This is a genomic window from Allobosea sp. BE125 (assembly GCF_031456075.1).
Lineage (GTDB): Bacteria > Pseudomonadota > Alphaproteobacteria > Rhizobiales > Beijerinckiaceae > Allobosea.
This window is the reverse complement of record NZ_JAVDTY010000012.1, coordinates 79,768-94,964: the sequence shown is the minus strand read 5'-3', so window position 1 is coordinate 94,964 and position 15,197 is coordinate 79,768. Positions and strand designations below refer to the sequence as shown.

General features: G+C 66.2%; 14 protein-coding genes. 8 read left to right on the top strand and 6 right to left on the bottom strand.

Annotated elements, in window-relative coordinates; translation table 11 throughout:
* Nucleotides 1-62: 62 nt before the first annotated feature.
* Nucleotides 63-743 carry a response regulator gene (locus J2Y55_RS23750; RefSeq protein ID WP_069692587.1) on the top strand — a complete coding sequence of 227 codons (681 nt, stop codon included), beginning with the start codon at nt 63-65 and terminating at the stop codon, nt 741-743.
* An 88-nt stretch (nt 744-831) separates the two neighbouring features.
* Nucleotides 832-1,101, top strand: coding sequence for a DUF6460 domain-containing protein (locus tag J2Y55_RS23745; protein WP_310158498.1), 270 nt, complete (start codon nt 832-834; stop codon nt 1,099-1,101).
* Between the two features lie 227 nt (nt 1,102-1,328).
* Here J2Y55_RS23745 and J2Y55_RS23740 read toward each other — a convergent pair whose 3' ends face one another.
* The gene (locus J2Y55_RS23740) at nt 1,329-2,426 is read right to left on the bottom strand and encodes a quinone-dependent dihydroorotate dehydrogenase (protein ID WP_310158497.1); all 1,098 of its coding nucleotides are present in this window, start codon (nt 2,424-2,426) and stop codon (nt 1,329-1,331) included.
* Complete coding sequence (locus J2Y55_RS23735) at nt 2,423-2,767, bottom strand: DUF952 domain-containing protein (RefSeq protein ID WP_310158495.1); 345 nt, start codon at nt 2,765-2,767, stop codon at nt 2,423-2,425. The genes J2Y55_RS23740 and J2Y55_RS23735 overlap by 4 nt, the downstream gene beginning before the upstream one ends.
* 214 nt (nt 2,768-2,981) lie before the next feature.
* Between J2Y55_RS23735 and J2Y55_RS23730 the strand changes: the two genes are divergently transcribed.
* The gene (locus J2Y55_RS23730; RefSeq protein ID WP_310158494.1) at nt 2,982-3,611 is read left to right on the top strand and encodes a S24 family peptidase; all 630 of its coding nucleotides are present in this window, start codon (nt 2,982-2,984) and stop codon (nt 3,609-3,611) included.
* Nucleotides 3,612-3,653: 42 nt separating this feature from the next.
* Here the strand turns inward: J2Y55_RS23730 and J2Y55_RS23725 are convergent, their stop codons facing one another.
* The 4 genes from J2Y55_RS23725 to J2Y55_RS23710 all read right to left on the bottom strand — a co-directional run bounded on the left by J2Y55_RS23725 (nt 3,654) and on the right by J2Y55_RS23710 (nt 10,149).
* Nucleotides 3,654-5,111, bottom strand: coding sequence for a sensor histidine kinase (locus J2Y55_RS23725; RefSeq protein ID WP_310158493.1), 1,458 nt, complete (start codon nt 5,109-5,111; stop codon nt 3,654-3,656).
* An 11-nt stretch (nt 5,112-5,122) separates the two neighbouring features.
* Entirely contained in the window at nt 5,123-6,604 is a 1,482-nt protein-coding gene (locus tag J2Y55_RS23720; protein ID WP_310158492.1) for a dihydrolipoyl dehydrogenase family protein, read from the bottom strand.
* A 108-nt stretch (nt 6,605-6,712) separates the two neighbouring features.
* Entirely contained in the window at nt 6,713-9,004 is a 2,292-nt protein-coding gene (locus tag J2Y55_RS23715; protein ID WP_310158490.1) for a putative bifunctional diguanylate cyclase/phosphodiesterase, read from the bottom strand.
* A 182-nt stretch (nt 9,005-9,186) separates the two neighbouring features.
* Nucleotides 9,187-10,149 (bottom strand): enoyl-CoA hydratase-related protein, encoded by a 963-nt coding sequence (locus tag J2Y55_RS23710; RefSeq protein WP_310158489.1) that lies wholly within the window; start codon nt 10,147-10,149, stop codon nt 9,187-9,189.
* A 777-nt stretch (nt 10,150-10,926) separates the two neighbouring features.
* Between J2Y55_RS23710 and murA the strand changes: the two genes are divergently transcribed.
* From murA to J2Y55_RS23685, 5 genes are all read left to right on the top strand, one after another.
* Nucleotides 10,927-12,216: a UDP-N-acetylglucosamine 1-carboxyvinyltransferase gene (murA, locus tag J2Y55_RS23705; protein ID WP_310158488.1), complete on the top strand. Its 1,290-nt coding sequence runs from the start codon at nt 10,927-10,929 to the stop codon at nt 12,214-12,216.
* 31 nt (nt 12,217-12,247) lie between these two features.
* Complete coding sequence (locus J2Y55_RS23700) at nt 12,248-12,694, top strand: DUF2948 family protein (protein WP_310158487.1); 447 nt, start codon at nt 12,248-12,250, stop codon at nt 12,692-12,694.
* Nucleotides 12,695-12,727: 33 nt separating this feature from the next.
* Nucleotides 12,728-14,020 carry a histidinol dehydrogenase gene (gene hisD / locus J2Y55_RS23695; protein ID WP_310158486.1) on the top strand — a complete coding sequence of 431 codons (1,293 nt, stop codon included), beginning with the start codon at nt 12,728-12,730 and terminating at the stop codon, nt 14,018-14,020.
* A 163-nt stretch (nt 14,021-14,183) separates the two neighbouring features.
* Nucleotides 14,184-14,657, top strand: a complete 474-nt coding sequence (locus J2Y55_RS23690; RefSeq protein ID WP_310158485.1) for a UPF0262 family protein — start codon at nt 14,184-14,186, stop codon at nt 14,655-14,657.
* 47 nt (nt 14,658-14,704) lie between these two features.
* Complete coding sequence (locus J2Y55_RS23685) at nt 14,705-15,109, top strand: arsenate-mycothiol transferase ArsC (protein ID WP_069693962.1); 405 nt, start codon at nt 14,705-14,707, stop codon at nt 15,107-15,109.
* The last annotated feature ends 88 nt before the right edge of the window (nt 15,110-15,197 follow it).

Genomic DNA, 15,197 nt, shown 5'->3' with positions numbered 1-15,197 from the left:
TGAGATCGCGGTCGCGACTGGGGCAGTATGGCGCGACCGGCAGACGAACAGGGATATGCGCGATGACGAAGCAGCCTTCGACGCGGATCGTGATCGCGGACGACCATCCCCTGTTCCGGGGCGCGTTGCGGCAGGCTGTCTCGCACGCGCTCGAGGGCGCGGATGTCAGCGAGGTCGGCTCGCTGGAATCATTGACCGAGGCCTTGTCGCAAGGCGCTGACGCCGATCTCGTCCTGCTCGACCTGACGATGCCGGGTGTGCAGGGCTTCTCGGGCCTGCTCTTCCTGCGCGCCGACCATCCCGAGGTGCCGGTCATCGTGGTCTCGGCCAATGACGAGCCGACCGTGATCCGCCGCTGCATCGAGTTCGGAGCGCTCGGTTTCCTGCCGAAGACGGCCGATGTCGAGCAGATGGGCGAGGCGATCCGCGCCGTGCTCGCCGGCAGTGTCTGGACGCCGCCGGGCGTCGATCTGTCTTCGCCGGTCGATATCGAGGTCGCCGACATGGTGCGCCGGCTCTCGACGCTGACGCCGCAGCAGGTGCGCGTGCTGATGATGCTGTCGGAGGGGTTGCTCAACAAGCAGATCGCCTATGAGCTCGGCGTCTCCGAAGCGACCGTGAAGGCGCATGTCTCCGCGATCCTGACCAAGCTCAATGTCGACAGCCGCACGCAGGCCGTCATCGCCGCCGCCAAGATCGCCGGTACGGCCTGGGCGACGGCAGGCGCATCCGCGACGATATGAAGGTGGGGTGACAGCGGGGCGCGTCGCCATTCAGCCCCGGTTCAACCGGGCAATGGTCTGATCGGTTCGTGTTTGGGGGATTTTCGCAATGGCGAATGGCAGTATCGAAGGCTTTCTCGGCGGCTCCGTGCTCAGCGTCCTGGTCCGATTGATCTTCATCTCGCTGCTCGTGGGTGCGGCGATGGCGTTTCTCGGCTTGTCGCCACGCGGGCTTTACGAGGTCGTGGCGCGCTTTGTCCGCTCGCTTGGGGATCTCGGCTTCGGGGCCGTCCGCGAGATTGGGCAATGGGTCATCGCCGGTGCGCTGATCGTGGTGCCGCTCTGGCTGCTCTCGCGCCTGTTCGCCTCCCGGCGCTAGCACCGCATGCGAAAAACCGGGAACCGGTTTTTCGCTGGAGCAAGGCTCTAAGAGACCGTTTGGAAACTCCGCGAGCCCTCATCCTGAGGAGCCATTCCCGAGGGAATGGCGTCTCGAAGGATGCTCCAGGAGGCTCCCGAACCATCTGGAGCATCCTTCGAGACGCCGCTTCGCAGCTCCTCAGGATGAGGGCTGGAATTTCCAAGCGGGCACTAAGCCTTTGGAATCTAACCTCCGAGCGTCTCGCCGCGCGCGATCGCGGCGGCATCGCGTCCGACGAGGGCGCTGAGCCTGCCGACGCCCGTCTTGCGGGCCTCGGCCGTGAGGCCTGCCTTGATGGTCGCGGCCAGTGCCGGCCCGTGGAAGACCAGGGCCGAGTAGAACTGCACGAGATCGGCGCCGGCCCGGATCTTAGCGAAGGCGGTCGCGGTCGAATCGATGCCGCCGACGCCGATCAGCGGGAACTGGCGCTCGACACGCAGGAAGGTCTCGGCGAGCAGTCTGGTCGAAGGCAGGAAGAGCGGCTTGCCCGAGAGTCCGCCGGTCTCGGCCTTCGCTAGGTTGCGCAGGGTCGCTGGGCGCGCCACGGTGGTGTTCGAGACGATCATGCCGTCGATGCCGCGCTTGCGCGCCACCGCGACGATGCCGTCGAGCTCGGGCAGGCTCAGATCCGGCGCGATCTTGAGCAGCATCGGCGTAACCCGGCCGGCGCTGTTCGCCGCCTCGTCGCGCGCGGCCAGCGCCCGTGCGATCAGGTCGTCGAGCGCCGATTCGGCCTGCAGGTCGCGCAGGCCCGGCGTGTTGGGCGAGGAGATGTTGATCGTCAGGAAGTCGGCGACAGGTGCCAGCCGCCGCGCGAGCACGGCATAATCGGCGGAGCGGTCGGCTGAGTCCTTGTTGGCCCCGAGATTGACGCCGACGATGCCGCGACGGCCACGCCGCGCCTGGAGCCGAGCGGCGACCGCCTCCATGCCTTCGCTGTTAAGGCCGTAGCGGTTGATCACCGCCTCGTCCTCGGTCAACCGGAAGACGCGCGGGCGCGGATTGCCCGGTTGGGGCAGGGGCGTGACGCCGCCGACCTCGACGAAGCCGAAGCCCAGGCCCAGCGCGCCGTCCACCGCTTCGGCATGCTTGTCGAAGCCGGCCGCGAGGCCGACCGGGTTGGTGAAGGAGAGGCCGAAGGCCTGCGTCGCCAGGACCGGGTCGTCGGCGGCCGGCCTCAGCGCCGGCGCGACGGCGAGCGCCGCGACCGTCATGCGATGGGCCGTTTCGGCGTCGAGCCGGTGGATCAGCGGGCGGGCGAGATTGAACAGGGCGCCGATCACGCGACATCCTCCGGAAAGAGATGGGTGCCGTCGGCTGCGAGCGGAAGCGGCGCGATCCAGCGGACTGATTTGGGGTCGAGCGCGGCGTAGAGATGGGGAAACAGCGCCCCGCCGCGCGAGGGCTCATGGCGCAAGGCTTCGCCGAGGCGTGAGGTGTCGATCGCGATCAGCAGCAGGTCGCGCTGGCCGACGAAGTGCTTCGCCGCGGTTTCCCGCGCCTGAGCTCCGGTCGAGAAATGGATGTAGCCATCGGCGAGGTCGATCGGCGCGCCATTGAAGCGGCCGGAAAGCTCGGCTTCGCGCCATAAGGCTTCGGGGCAGATCTTGTAGATGAGCGGCACGCACAGCCTCGCCGGATTCGCAGGGGCCTCGACATAGAGCACGATACGAAAATGTGGGAGCCGGTTTTTCGCATCCGGCTCTCGCGGCTGGCAGCAGGATTGGGCAAATCTCATCCGCATTTCCGCGAGAAGCGGATTGAAATCTTTCTGATAGGGCGTACTTCCTATTCTGGCCGCCAACTTAGCGGGAAACATCAGGAACGAGGCCTCCGCGATGCTGTCCCATGAGCAGATCTGGAGCGCCATCGATGCGCTCGCCCAGCGCTACGGCTTCACGGCTTCGGGGCTGGCCCGCAAGGCCGGGCTCGACGCGACCACCTTCAACCGCTCCAAGCGTCTCGGGCCCGATGGCCGCGAACGCTGGCCCTCGACCGAATCGATCGCCAAGATCCTGGCCGCGACCGGCGCCTCGCTCGATGAATTCATGAGCGTGGTGATGCGGCGCGGGCCGGCGCCTTCGCGCACCATTCCCCTGATCGGCTTCGCCCAGGCGGGCTCGGATGGTGTCTTCGACGATGACGGCCTTCCCGTCGGCGCCGGCTGGGAGGAGGTCGCCTTTCCCGGCGTGGCCGACGAGAAGGCCTATGCGCTGGAGATCGCCGGTGATTCGATGTTGCCGCTCTATCGCGATGGCGACACCATCATCGTCTCGCCGACCGCGACGGTGCGGCGTGGCGACCGCGTCGTGGTCAAGACGGTCGAGGGCGAGGTCCTGGCCAAGCAGCTCAGGCGTCAGACCGCCAAGACCGTCGAGCTCGCCTCGCTCAACCCCGAGCATCCCGACCGGATGCTGGGCCTAAATGAGATCGCTTTCATGGCGCGGGTGATCTGGGCGAGCCAGTAGCCCTCGTCGTGGCGCTTGCAATGATGGCGACGGCCGCCGCGCTCAATTCCCGTTCTGCCGACGCGCCGGCAGCGTCACCTTGAACACCGCCCCCGTCTCCGAGGGCTCGAGCTCGATCATGCCGCCATGCAGCCTGACGAGTTCGGCGGCGATGGCGAGGCCAAGCCCGGTCCCGCCTGGCGTCACCGAGCCGCGAAAGGCCTGGAACAGGTTAGCCTTTGCCCGCTGTGGCACACCGGGCCCGTTATCGGTGACGCGCAAATGCAGGGAGCCGTCGAGCTGCTGCGCCTTGACCGCCAGCACGGGCTGGCCATCGTTCTCGCCCCGCTCTTGCGCCAGAGCCTGCACGGAGTTCCGCATCAGGTTGAGCAGGACGCGCGCCATCTGGTCGGGGTCGCAGCGCGCGATCAGCTCGGCTGGAACCTCGTTGACGAAACTGAGCTGCTTGTTCTCGGGCAGGCCGAGCATCTCGGCCTGCTCGGCGACGAGCTGGCGCAGCGCGATCTCGCGCAGCAGCGGCGTCGCCTCGGCCGCGCGGCCATAGGCCAATGTCGCCTGGCAGAAATCGATCGCCCGGCCGAGCGTCGCGATCAGGCGCGGCGCGAAGCGCCGGATTTTGGCGTCGCGGGTGTCGACCAGCCGGTCGGACATCAGCTGCGCCGAGGCCAGCATGTTGCGCAGGTCGTGATTGACCTTGCTGACGGCCAGCCCGAGCTCGGCGAGGTGCTTCTTGGTGCGCAATTCGCCGGCCAGCGTCATCTGCATGCGCGCCAGCGCCCGTTCGGCCTCGCCGATCTCGTCGGCGCGCTGGGAAGGCTCGATGATCCGGTGCGGATTCTCCGGATCGGCCTCGAATTCCATCACATTGGCAGCGAGCTGGCGGATCGGCCCGACGATCATCCAGTTCAGCGCGAGATAGACCAGCCCCGCCGTCAGGATGGAGATCAGCAGCGAGATCAGCAGGATGTTGCCGGAAAAGACCAGCATCGCGCGCCGCAGCGGCGCCTCGTCGATGACGATCTCGACGAAGTCCGCCCCGCCCATGGCCTGGCCGATGACGCGGATCGGCATGTCGTGCGGCGGGGCTACCAGAATCTCGACCGCCTCCTTCAGCGCGGTCATCCAGCTCGCATCCCGCAGATCGACCTTGCGGGCGACCGTCGGCGGCATCGAGTCGAGGCTGAGCAGGCGGCGTGCCCCGCCGACGCGGGCGGCAATGGCGCGCGCGCCGACGCCCATCAGCAACCGGGCTTCGCTCTCTTCGGGCAGGCGTTCGTCGGGTGCGCCTTCCAGCACCAGCACCGCGACCTGGGCCGCGGCAAGCCGGTCGTTCAGCCAATTGCGCCGGAAATTCGCGACCGACGGCAAATAGATCAGAATTTCCGCCAGCATCACGAACAGTACGGTCAAAAGCAGCAGCTTGGCCGAGAGGCCGAGCCGCGTCAGGCCGCGCGGCAGGCTGACCGAGAGTTGCGTCGCGTCGAGATCAGGTTGCTGCATTGAATGGGAGCTTAGCCGAAACGGCTGAGAAAGCCGATGAGCCGTCGGATTCCCGGCTTTGCCGCCATCGGCGCGTAGAACGACATCGCCGCCCGCTTCGAGGCCTCCGAGAAGGTCGGATAGGGCAAGGCGAGCCCCGCCATGTCCTGGACCGTCAGGCCCTTCCGCACGGCCATGCACCAGGGTGCGATCAGTTCGCCGGCGCCGGCGCCGACGATGGTGGCGCCGAGGACGCGGCCCCGCCGGTCTGCGACGAGCTTCACGAAACCATCGGTCTCGTGCTCGGCCTGGGCGCGGTCGTTCTCGGCATAAGGCCAGCGCAGGATGGTGATCGCAGCGCTGCGTTTGCGCGCCTCGGCCTCGGTCAGGCCGACGCTGGCGAGCTCTGGATGGCAATAGGTCACGCGCGGGATCGTCGTTGCATTGGTCCTGACCGGGAGGCGGAACAAGGCGTTGCGCAAGACGAGCCCAGCCTGCTCATGGCCGGCATGGCTGGAGTGCGGCCCGCCGGCTGCCCCACCTGCACAGTCGCCGATCGCGAAGACGCGACGGTTGCCGGTGCGCAGCCCCTTGTCGACGATCACGCCCCCAGTGTTGCTGTTGATGCCGCCAAGTTCGAGGTCGAGCGCCTCGATATTGGGCGTGCGCCCCGTCGCGACCAGAAGATGCGTCCCGTCGATCTTATGGTCGGCCTCGCCGTCGGGGCCCGCCAGCATCAGTCTGACGCCGCCCTTGATCGTCTCTGCGCGCAGCACCCTGGCCTGCTCGTGCAGCGTTATGCCGTCGCGCAGCAGCGCGCGGCGCAGGATCAGTGCGGCCTCCGGATCGGCATCAAGCAAAAGGCTCCCGGCCTCGACGATGCTGACCGTGCTGCCGAGCCGAGCCATGGCCTGCGCGAGTTCGACACCGGTCGATCCGGCGCCGAGAACCAGCAGGCGCTCGGGCCGGCGTGTCAGTGAAAACAGGCTCTCGCTGGTCAGGAACGGGACCGCGTCGAGCCCGGGAAGCGGCGGCGCGGACGGCCGCGAGCCGGTCGCGATCACGAAGCGTCGCGCTTTGATCGCCTGGTCGCCGGCCATGACCGTGCTGCGGCTGATGAAGCGTGCCTCGCTCCTGATCACATGGACGCCGAGCGCACCGAGGCGCTCCGCCGAATCATTGGGGGCGATCGCGGCAACGACGCGCTGAACATGGTCGTGGACCTGCGCATAGTTCACTTGCACGTTCACTTGCGGCTCGCCGGCCGAGATACCGAAGCGCCCGGCCTCCCGGAGGGCCTGCGCCCGCGCGCCTGCGGCACTGAGCGCCCTGGCCGATACGCTGCCGGCATTCGGATGGCCCGCGCCCATGCTGCCGTGCTCGACGAGGACGACAGGCACGCCGAATGCAGCCGCGGCGGTGGCGAGCGACAGCCCGGCCGCACCTGCCCCGATCACGCAGATGTCTGGCGTCAGCGGCGCAGGTCTCGGCGCTGGTGCTGTGGTCGTGCTCACGCCGCTCCTCCCGATCCGCCTGTCTTGCAATCGCTCTTGCAACTGCTGATGCGTCGCGAGGCCGCCGGAATCAAGGCCGCACAAGCCGGAAGAGCGTCAGAAGGACATTCAGGCGATCTTGCGGCCCTTGTCGGGGGAGAAGGTCGAGAGCGGCTCGGGCCGGCCGAAGAGATAGCCCTGGGCCCGCTGCGCGCCGAGCAATTGCACGGCGATGCGCTGCTGCTCGGTCTCGATGCCCTCGACCACGACATTCATCGAGAGCCGGCGCGCGAGCTGGCAGACCGCCTCGATGATCGCCTTCGAGGCCTCGTTGGTGTGGACGTTGCGGGTGAAGCTCTGGTCGATCTTCACCTGCGCGAAGGGGTAGGTCGAGAGATAGGCGAGCGAGGAATAGCCGGTGCCGAAATCGTCGAGCGCGAAGCGCACGCCGAGCGCCCTGAGTTCGTCGATCACGGCAAGCGTGCTCTTATTGTCCTCGATCAGCAGCGATTCCGTCACCTCCAGCGTCAGCCGGTGCGAGCCGAGATGGGAGCTGATCAGCGCGTCCTTCACCGTTTCGACGATGCGGCGCGGTTCGCGGAATTGCAGCGGCGAGATGTTGACGGAGACGCCGATCTCGTTGCCCCACTGCGCCGCATCCTTGCAGGCCTGCCGGATCGCCCAATTCCCCATCGCCGCGATCAGGCCGGATTGCTCGGCGATCGGAATGAACACGCCGGGCGGGATCATGCCGCGCGTCGGGTGGTGCCAGCGCATCAGCGCCTCGCGCGTCACGATCTCATGCGTCTTCAGGTCGATGATCGGCTGGTAATAGAGTTCGAGCGCGCCATCGTCGCAGGCCTTGCGCAGATCGACCTCGATCTCGTGCCGGTCGAGCATCTCCTCTGCCATGGCCGGGTTGAAGAAGGTCAGCGTGTTGCGGCCGGCTGCCTTGGCCTTGTAGAGCGCGGTGTCGGCGTGCCGCAGCAGATCCACCGGCGTCGCACCGTCATGGGGCGCCATGGCGATGCCGACGCTGGCCGTGACGTAGACGCTCTTGGTGTCGAGGTGGAAGACCTTGGACATCGCGTCGATCATGCGCTGCGCGATATTGGTGACGACGGCGTGGCTGGCCGAAGGCAGGATCAGCAGGAATTCGTCGCCGCCGAAGCGGGCGAGCAGGTCTCCGCCGCGAATGGTGCTCTTGAGCCGGTTCGCCGTTTCGCTCAGCACGCGATCGCCGATATCGTGGCCGAGATTGTCGTTGACCTGTTTGAAGCCGTCCAGATCGACATAGAGCAGCGCGAAGGCCTCGCCGGTCCGCTCCAGCCGGGCGAAGGCTTCGGTGATGTGGTTGTTGAACTCGAAGCGGTTGGCGAGCCCGGTCAATTCGTCGAAGCGCGCCATCTGCTCGATGCGCGCCTCGGTCGCCTTCCGATCGGTGGCGTCCTCGGTCAGCATCAGCACGCCGCCTTCGGCTGCCGGCGCGATGGTGATGACGAGCACGCGACCGCCCCGGGTCTGGAGCTCGCGGCTCATCGTCTGCTGCATGTCCTGCACCGCCACGAGCGCGCCCCTGACGTCGCGCACCTGCTCGGCGTCGATGATCTGCCGTTCGATCAGGAAGCGGGCGATTGCGGTCAATGGCGTGCCCGGCAGCGCGAGCGTTTCGGGAATGCCGTAGAGCGCGCGATAGGGCGCGTTGCTGACCGCGAGCTTCAGATCGCGGTCGAACATCGCGAGCCCGTGGATCATGGTGTTGAGGGCGGCATCCAGGGTCAGGTTCTGCGAATGCAGCGCCGAGGCCAGGGCCTTCGACTGCTTGGTCGCGTCGCTCAGCGCGAGCAGGTTGCGATGCAGCGAGTTGGTGATCGCGATATTGGCCGCGACATACAGGAAGGCGAAATAGCCGATATACTGATAGTAGACATTATGGGCCTGGATCAGGCCCACGGCCATCGGAATGCAGAAGGTCAGGATCTGCACCGCGACGAATTTCGGCCGTCCGGCATTGCGCGAGACATAGCCCGAGGCGAGCGCGATCGTCGAAGCGACCGAGGTGATATGCGCTGCGGCGTCGTCGGTCAGAGCCAGCGCGGCATAGCAGCTATAGCCGAGGACGGCGCTGAAGGCGGTGGCGCCGAAGAAATACTCGCGATCCCAGCGCCGCGTTTGGTGCAGGCCGTCCTCGGAATGGTCCTTCCGGCGATAGGAGATCACCGTCATCAACCGCAGCGAGACGATCAGCGCGACCAGAACGGTCAGATTCAAGAACAGGTGCTTGTCGCTCGAGAGCCAGCACAGATAGGGCGTCAGGATGCCGGCGATCCCGCCGGGGACGATCGAGGCCGGCGACGAGAAGAGCGAGCTGACCAGCAGGCGGTAGCCGGGAAGGTCGAAATCCTTGCCCGGATCGCTCAAGCCGCCATCCGCTGATCGCCTGAGGGCTTCCGCCATCGCTCCCGCCCTTTACGGCGACAAGCGGAGATCGCGCATCTCTCGCCACAAGTCGCTCCGTTTAAATGCTTTATGGCGGCAGAAGTAAATGTTTGGTGTGGGTGTTCTCCGAATTCGGAGGGGCCGCATACGGCCTTAATGCGGCCTTAGCGGCCGCTCGAAGCGCTTGCTGCAACCGCAGGTGGGCGCTGGTAGACGCGGGCGAGCATACGGTCCTGCGTCTGCGCGATGCGTTGCAGCTTCGAGATCGCGCTGGGGTTCAGCCGCAGCATGCAATTGGTCCAGATCTCTCCGAGGTGCTCCAGCTCCTCCTTCAGATCGCCGGCGCGGCGGTTGAAGGCCGAGAACAGGGCGGTCTTGGCGGCATGCATGGGCAAGGAATCGGCGGCGTATTTGCGGATCCAGTTCTCGCCCGTTCCCGTCGGGACGACGGCTTCGAGGCCGCCCGCCGCCATGAAATCGTGGGCGCTGAGCTCCTCGCCGGAGAGCAGCATCTGCTCGGCGGCGCGCGGTCCCATGCGGCGCGACAGGATCGCGACCGCCGTGATCGGGAAATGGTTGAACTTGATTTCTGGGTAGACGAACGAGGCCTGCTCCTCGGCGATCATGATGTTGCAGGAGCGTGGCGCATCGATGCCGCCGCCGATCGCCTTGGCGTGAATGGTCGAGAGCGTGACCACGAGGCCGTTCAGGCCGCTGGCGTTCCAGACAGCGCCCTCGATCGAGAGCCGCGCATATTCGGCCAGCGCCGCGCGATCATTCTTGGCCAGGCAGTCGAGATAGAAGTCGAGATCGCCGCCGAGCGTGAAGAACGGGCCCGTTCCGCGGAAGGCGAGAAAGCGGATCGGAGCGCGGTGATATTGGTCCGGCGCGCCCCATAGCGCGAAGATCGCCCGCTGAATCTTGCCCAGGCTGTCGAGCAGCTGAAGCGTGAAAACCGGCTTCAGCTCAGGCCGGATCGTCACCCACAGGGTCAGGATATCGGGTTCGTAGTCGATCTGCACCTCGGGCAGGAAGCCCGCCTGATGCCGGATGGCGTCGATGACGTCGCAGCTGTCGAGAGTCGTCGCAAAACCAGCCTTCGGAACTGACGAAAGAGACTGGAACATGCCGCTGACCTCCCGGTTGCCGCGCGTCAAGAACGCCCGGTCAAGGTAGTTGAAGTTAAGAAACTGTAAACGGGATCCCGCGGAAATGGTTAATTTCGTTAAGCTTTATTCCCTATCGTCAACTCGAACCCGGTGTCGTGACCAAGCTCTTGAACGATGTGGAACAGATCCCGATCGCACCCTCGCCTTGAGCAAATCATGTGCTCCCCGGAGGGGCTCGCGCTGCGCCGCTCTGCGAAGGAAAGATTCGGGCGCGGGTTCCCTCCAGGGCGGAACAATCGGTCTCGCAGCTTGCCGAACGCGGCGGATCGTTTCTTTGTCGGGGGGCGGATCGTCCCGCGCGAAGCCGATGCGAAGCGAGGGGAATGCCGGGATGAGCCGCTGTGGCACGCAAGACCTGTCTCGGAATGGGACAAGGCCGGCAACGGGCGCGTCTTGCGGGCTTACGTCTTGCCGCGCGCTCACCCGCTTGTTCAAAACCACAACCAGGGCTAACGATGCGCCGCGAATTCGCCGTGATCCGAGCGTTGAAACGTTGATGCCGAGTTGATGCCGTGAACCGCCCACCATCCGCAGAAGACGAGAAGAGAGCGCGCCTTGCCGCCGCTCTCCGCGAGAACCTGAAGCGCCGCAAGGCTCAGGCCCGCGCTCGCCGCACGGATGAGGCGAAAGCGCAGGAACCGGTATCGCAAGCCCAGGCCGAAACCTCCCGGTCCTGATTTTCATATTCATGCGCCGCCCGGCCTTTTCGCGGCGGCAGGCCAGCAGGTCATCACGATGGACAAGATCCGCATTACCGGCGGCCAGCGCCTCAATGGCAATATCCAGATCTCGGGTGCGAAAAACGCCGCTCTCCCGCTGATGATCGCAAGCCTGCTGACGGACGAGACTTTGACGCTGGTCAATGTGCCGCGCCTCTCCGACGTCACGGCGCTGTCGCGCATCCTGTCCAATCAGGGCGTCGATCGCACGGTCGCGGGCAAGCGCATTGGCCAGTCGGCCGAAAGCGGCCAGACCATCTCGCTGACGGCTCGCCAGATCACCGATACCTGTGCGCCCTATGAATTGGTCTCGACCATGCGGGCGAGCTTCTGGGTCATCGCGCCGATCCTGGCGCGCATGGGTGAGGCCAAGGTCTCGCTGCCCGGCGGCTGCGCCATCGGTACGCGTCCCGTCGACCTGCTGCTGATGGCGCTGGAGAAGCTCGGCGCACAGATCACCATCGAGAACGGCTACGCCCTGGCGCGGGCGCCCAAGGGCCTGAAGGGCGCCGAGATCAACTTCCCGAAGGTCACGGTCGGCGGCACCCATACCGCGCTGATGGCTGCGGTACTGGCCGATGGCACGACGGTCATCGAGAATGCCGCGCGCGAGCCGGAGGTGACGGACCTTGCCGCCTGCCTCGTCAAGATGGGCGCCAAGATCGAGGGGGCAGGCACCTCGCGCATCGTCGTCACCGGTGTCGCCCGCCTCGGCGGTGCCCATCACGCAGTCCTGCCCGACCGGATCGAGACCGGGACCTATGCCATGGCCGTCGCGATGACGGGTGGCGACGTGCTGCTCGAAGGCGCACGGCCCGACCTGCTGCAATCGGCGCTCGACGTCCTGACCCAGGCGGGCGTCGATATCAGCTCGACCAATGAGGGTATCCGTGTGCGCCGCAACGGCCAGGCGCTGAACGCCGTCGATGTCGACACGGACCCTTTTCCGGGCTTCCCGACCGATCTCCAGGCGCAGTTCATGGCGCTGATGACGCGGGCCAAGGGCACCTCGCGCATTCGCGAGACCATCTTCGAGAACCGCTTCATGCATGTGCAGGAGCTGGCGCGGCTGGGCGCCAAGATCAGGCTCGACGGTGATGCCGCCTATGTCGAGGGCGTCGCCAAGCTCACCGGCGCACCCGTGATGGCGACGGATCTGCGCGCCTCGGTCTCGCTCGTCATCGGCGGTCTCGCCGCCGAAGGCGACACCACGATCAACCGGGTCTACCATCTCGACCGCGGTTTCGAGGCGCTCGAGGCGAAGCTGACGCGTTGCGGCGCCGAGGTCGAACGCATCAGCAGTTGACGTTGCCGCGCGGCCTCGCCAGAACATCGCGATGCCGATTGACGCCGCAGACCCGCTGAAGCTGATCGCACTCGACGCTGACGATCTCGCGATCCTGTCCGCTCATCTCCAGGATGCTGTCCTGAAGGTGGTGGATATCACTTATCTTCCGGGCGAAAAGCGTTTCGCGCTCGCGGCGCGCCGGTTCGACTGGGCGGGCGCGCAGGCCGGGCAGCGCCGGCGGCGTCTCGCCGCGCTGCATTTCGAGCGGGTCACCGCGGCCCGCAGCACCGGGATCGACACAGCCGCCCCGGGCACGGTCCTGAACCTGCTGGCAATCACCTTCGATGAGCGCGACGGCCCGACTGGCGACGTCACCTTGCACTTCTCGGACGGCGCCGCGATCCGGCTCGACGTCGAATGCATCGAAGCTCAGATGAAGGATCTCGGCCCGGTCTGGGAAGCGGTCGCGACGCCCGACCATCCCAACGGCGCCTGACCTCTTCCACGCCATAGCTCTTAAGGTTTTGCGATGCCGATCAGGCTCGACGACAGGGATGCACGCTTCGAGCAGGATTTCCAGAACCTGCTGGGCGCCAAGCGCGAGGTCTCCGAGGAGGTCGACCGCGTCGTCGCCGACATCATCGCCGAGGTCCGCGCCCGGGGCGACGCAGCGCTCATCGCCTATACCAGCCGCTTCGACGGGCTCGACCTGACGCCGCAGGCCCTGCGCGTTTCTGAGGCGGAGATCGATGCCGCCGTCAAAGCCTGCCCGCCCGAGCAGGTCGCGGCGCTGGAAACGGCGCGCGCGCGCATCGAGGCTTATCACCTGCGCCAGAAGCCGCAGGATGCCTGGTTCACGGACGAGGCCGGGGTCGCGAGCGGCTGGCGCTGGAGTGCGATCGAGGCGGTCGGCCTCTATGTGCCGGGCGGTACGGCGAGCTACCCGTCCTCGGTGCTGATGAACGCTGTTCCGGCCAAGGTCGCCGGTGTCGACCGGGTGGTGATGGTTGCGCCGACCCCGCGCGGCGAAACCAACCCGCTGGTGCTGGCCGCGGCGCGGCTCGCCGGCGTCGACGAGGTCTATCGCATCGGTGGCGCGCAGGCCGTAGCCGCTCTAGCCTATGGCACGGCGATGATCGCCCCGGTCTCCAAGATCGTCGGCCCCGGCAACGCCTATGTCGCCGCCGCCAAGCGGCGCGTCTTCGGCCAGGTCGGCATCGACATGATCGCCGGTCCTTCCGAGGTGCTGGTCATCGCTGACGGTTCGGCGAATCCCGACTGGATCGCCGCCGACCTGCTGGCCCAGGCCGAGCACGACGTCTCGGCCCAGTCGATCCTGATGACGGACGATGCCGGTTTGGCCGACGAGGTCGAGAAGGCGGTCGTGGCACAGCTCGCGACGCTGCCGCGTGCCGAGATCGCCGGCAAGAGCTGGGCTGATTACGGCGCGATCCTGCTGGTCGCGGATCTCGAGGCGGCGATCCCGCTGGTCGATCGCCTCGCGCCCGAGCATCTCGAGATCATGACGTCCGAGCCCGAACGCCTTGCGGCCAGGATCCGCAATGCAGGCGCGATCTTCATCGGCGGCCACACGCCCGAGGCCATTGGCGACTATGTCGGCGGGCCCAACCATGTCCTGCCGACGGCGCGCTCGGCCCGGTTTTCCTCCGGGCTCGGCGTTCTCGATTTCATGAAGCGAACCTCGCTGCTGCAATGCGGGCCTGAGGCGCTGCGCGCGCTTGCGCCGGCCGCCGTCCGGCTTGCCGAAGCGGAGGGCTTGCAGGCGCATGGTCGTTCCGTGACGATCAGACTGAATCTGTGAAATATGTCCCAGGGCGTTTTCGAGCGAAGTGGGCACTGGTTTTTCGCATTGATCCAGCTCTCTCTTTTGGATGAGAGACGGATTCAGATGTCAGATGGGATCACCGCGTGATTCCATCTGACATCATCCGGCTCTAGCGCCGTTCGTTTCGATCGGAGACAGCATGTCGGAGACGAAATGCCTGATCGGCGTCACCCTCGACGAAGCCTCGCTTGGGCGTGGCTCGCCGGATCAGGAGCATGAGCGTGCAGTCGCGATCTACGATCTGATCGAGCGCAATCGCTTTGCGCTTCCCAGCCATGACGGCGGGCCCTATTTGGCGCATCTGGCGCTGGTCGAGCGCCGGCTGGTCTTCGACATCCGGCAGGCCGACGGCGTTCCCGTCGTCGCGCATCATCTCTCGCTGACGCCGCTGCGCCGCATCATCAAGGACTACGCACTGGTCTGCGAGAGCTATTACGCCGCCATCCGCACCGCCACGCCCTCGCAGATCGAGTCGATCGATATGGGCCGGCGCGGCCTGCACGACGAGGCGGCGCACATCCTGGTGGACCGTCTCGCGAGCAAGGTCGAGATCGATTTCGATACGGCGCGGCGGCTGTTCACCCTGATCTACGCGTTGCACTGGAAGGGCTGAGGAGGGTGGAGCCCGCCGCCCCGCGCAAGGTTCAAAGTGTGCTGTTCATGTGCGCGCAGAACGCGGTGCGCTCACCCATGGCCGAGGCGATGGCCAAGCACTTCTTCGGCAAATCGATCTATGTCCAGTCGGCCGGAGCCAGGCGGGGCGAGGTCGATGGCTTCATGCTCACGGTTCTCGACGAGATCGGCATCGACGCACACAAGCACAAGCCGAAATCGGTCGAGGAGCTCGAAGAGTGGGAGGGATTGAATTTCGACCTGATCGTTTCGCTCTCGCCGGAAGCCCACCACAAAGCGCTCGATCTGACGCGTACGGTCGCCGCCGATGTCGAATACTGGCCGACGATCGACCCCACCGTCGTGCAGGGCTCGCGCGAGCAGGTGCTGGAGGCCTATCGCGAGGTGCGCGACGGGCTGATGCGGCGCATCAAGGACAGGTTGAGGGCCTGAGAGTGCCTTTGAAGCCTTTTACGACCTGATTGGATCGGAATTGGCTTCAAGCTTTTTACTTTAACGCGTTTTCTTTACGCGAACCGGC